This window comes from Cryobacterium sp. MLB-32, from assembly GCF_000738085.1.
Classification (GTDB): domain Bacteria; phylum Actinomycetota; class Actinomycetes; order Actinomycetales; family Microbacteriaceae; genus Cryobacterium.
In genome coordinates this window covers 1-3,002 of the sequence record NZ_JPRS01000223.1, presented here as the reverse complement: position 1 = coordinate 3,002, position 3,002 = coordinate 1, and the positions used below count along the sequence as shown (strand labels likewise).

3 protein-coding genes and 1 pseudogene are annotated in these 3,002 nt (G+C 60.2%); all 4 read right to left on the bottom strand.

The window, feature by feature from the left end; translation table 11 throughout:
- Positions 1–388 (bottom strand): annotated as a pseudogene (locus tag JF66_RS16545) (ubiquinol-cytochrome c reductase cytochrome b subunit); the annotation flags it as partial.
- The gene (locus JF66_RS16540) at positions 385–1,458 is read right to left on the bottom strand and encodes a ubiquinol-cytochrome c reductase iron-sulfur subunit (RefSeq protein WP_035879746.1); all 1,074 of its coding nucleotides are present in this window, start codon (positions 1,456–1,458) and stop codon (positions 385–387) included. The gene JF66_RS16540 and the pseudogene JF66_RS16545, both read right to left, overlap by 4 nt.
- 53 nt (positions 1,459–1,511) lie before the next feature.
- On the bottom strand, positions 1,512–2,342 hold the full coding sequence (locus tag JF66_RS16535) for a cytochrome c (protein ID WP_035879744.1): 831 nt from the start codon (positions 2,340–2,342) through the stop codon (positions 1,512–1,514).
- Positions 2,343–2,366: 24 nt separating this feature from the next.
- Positions 2,367–2,996 carry a heme-copper oxidase subunit III gene (locus tag JF66_RS16530; protein WP_197059449.1) on the bottom strand — a complete coding sequence of 210 codons (630 nt, stop codon included), beginning with the start codon at positions 2,994–2,996 and terminating at the stop codon, positions 2,367–2,369.
- Positions 2,997–3,002 lie beyond the last annotated feature (6 nt).

The window sequence follows — 3,002 nt, the reverse complement described above, 5'->3', positions numbered from 1 at the left end:
TTGCCGCCACGAACAAGAGCGCCGCCCAGTGGTGGACCTGGCGCATGAGCAGGCCACCGCGGATGTCGAAGGAAATGTTGAGAGACGAGGACATAGCCGCCGACATCTCGATGCCCTTCAACGGTGCATATGAGCCGTCGTAGATCACAGGAGCCATCGACGCCTGAAAGAAGAAGGTGAGGAAGGAGCCTGAGAGCAGAATAATGACAAAGCTATACAGGGCGACCTCACCGAGGAGGAAGGACCAGTGGTCCGGAAAAATCTTCCGACCAAGCTCTTTCACCGCACCCGAGATGCTCGTGCGTTCGTCAATGTAGTTGGCAGCAGAAGCGGTGAAGCCCGAAGACTTCTTGACTTCAGCGGGTTTGCGGGTGTCTAACGAGGTCATTTACGCTCCCAGAAGCTCGGACCGACCGGTTCAGTGAAATCGCTCTGCGCGATGAGGTAACCTTCGGCGTCAACGGTGATGGGCAGCTGCGGCAGGGCACGCTTGGCCGGACCGAAGATAACCTCACAGTGATTCGTGACGTCGAATTGTGATTGGTGACACGGGCACAACAGGTGGTGTGTCTGCTGCTCGTACAGAGCGACGGGACAGCCGACGTGGGTGCAAATCTTGGAATACGCGACAATGCCCTGGTACGACCAGGTCGCGCGTTCCGGTGTTTCCTTCAGATCCTCAGGCTTGAGACGCATGAGAAGAACTGCGGCCTTGGCTTTCTCTTCCAGACGACCGTGCCCCATGGCGGCCAGGCCATCGGGAATGACGTGAAAAGACGAGCCGATCGTGAGGTCGGCCGCCTTGATCGGAGTTCCGCTGGGGTCCAGGGTCAGACGCGTCCCCTTCTTCCACATCGTCTCGTTGAGGAGAGCGACCGGATCCTGATCCTGCGGACCGAGGCCGCGGAAAAGGACGACTGCGGGGAGCGGGAACGCGATGAGCGCCCCAATCAAGCTGTTGCGAATGAGAGTGCGTCGGCCGAAACCGGACTCGTCATTGGCCTGCTGGAAGATTTCCACGGCGCGGGCGCGAACCTCGTCCGTGCCACGAACGGGGTGGCGCTCGTCGACGCCCTCGTGGTCGGACATGAGGGCCTTGCCCCAGTGAACCGCACCAGTACCGATCGCCAGCAGAGCGAGGGACAGGCCCAGACCGATGAAGAGGTTGTTCAGTCGAACCGAACCTGGATCCTCTGCGGTGATCGGGAAAGCCATGTACGCCGCAATGGCGAAGACGCTTCCGACAATCGATACGTAGAAGAGCGTGTAGACAGCGCGTTCGGCCTTACGCTCTTCCTTCGGATTGAGATCCGTGATGCGGGGGCGGTGCGGCGGGAACCCAGGGTTCTCCAGCGAATTCCGCACGACGACGCCGGTGCCTGCAGACGTATCTGCACGCACGACGCTCGACGAGGCGGCGGCGGATTCGTGCTCCGCGCCGTTATCGTCCTTGGCCATTGTTCTCCTTCTTACCAGCTGTCAATGTAATGCTGCGACGCACGAGAAACCGATCAGTTCGACTTGGCCGTGATCCACACGGTCAGGGCCACGATGGCGCCCAGGCCGAAGATCCAGATGAAGAGTCCCTCGGCGACGGGTCCCAGAGATCCGAGAGCGAGTCCGCCGGGTGATGGGTTGTTCTCGACGTACTTGAGGTACGTGATGATGTCGCGCTTGCCTTCGGCAGACACGTTCATGTCGTTGAAGACGGGCATGTTCTGCGGACCGGTAATCATGGCCTCGTAGATGTGTTCGGCCGAGACATTCTTGATCGCCGGGGCGAACTTACCCTCTGTCAGGGCTCCGCCGGCTCCGGCGACGTTGTGGCACATCGCGCAGTTGATGCGGAACAGTTCAGCGCCGTTGGCAGCATCCCCGGCTCCGTCGAGCACCTTGCCGGTGGGAATCGCCGGGCCCGGTGCGAGCGAGGCCACGTAGGCAGCCAGGGCCGCCGTCTGCTCCTCGGTGAACTGCACAGGCTTCTTCTGCGCCTGAGGGCCCTGCATCTGCATCGGCATGCGTCCGGTGCCGACCTGGAAGTCAACAGAGGCCGCACCAACACCGAGAAGGCTCGGAGCTTCGCTGGATCCCTCGAGGTTGAGACCGTGGCACGTCGCGCAGTTGGCTGCGAAGAGCTTTTCGCCTTCGCTGATGGTCTGCTGGCTCGACGAGTCCGACTGAGCGGTTGCTGTGCTCGTGCTGAGCGCCGCGTATCCGGCACCGGTGAAAAGGAGGCCGATCGCGATGAGGGCGACGCTCGCAAGAGGGTGACGCCGACCCGTCTTGCGTGACTTCTTAGCCTGACGAGGCTTCGAAGCTGAGGGGGTGTTTTTCGTGGTCATGCTGAAAGTGTCCGCTCCTGATTCTTATTTAAGCACGTAGACGACCAGGAAAAGCCCGATCCAGACGACGTCGACGAAGTGCCAATAGTAGGAAACGACGATAGCGCTGGTCGCTTCCTTATGACCGAAGTTCTTGACCGCGAAACCGCGGCCAATGATGAGCAGGAACGCAATGAGTCCGGCGGTCACGTGGATTCCGTGGAATCCGGTCGTGATGTAGAAAGCCGAGCCGTAGGCGTTAGAGCTGAGTGAGATGCCTTCAGAAACGAGCGTCGCGTATTCGAAGACCTGCCCGGTGACAAAGATGGCGCCGAGCGCGTAGGTGAGGAAGAACCACTCGACCATGCCCCACTCGCTGAGCTTCCAGCCGGTAGAGCGTGCCTGCAGTCGTTCCGCCGCAAACACGCCGAACTGGCATGTCACGGACGAGGTCACCAGGATGAGCGTATTGATCAACGCAAAGGTGAAATTGTGCTTATCCGCCTCAAAAAGCCATAGCTCGGGGGAGGTGGATCGAAGGGTGAAATAGATGGCGAAGAGTCCCGCGAAGAACATCACCTCGCTACCCAGCCACACAATGGTGCCCACAGCCACGCTGTTAGGCCGGTTCACAACGGGCGCATTGGCCGTCTGAGTAATTGAGGTGCTGGTCACCCATTC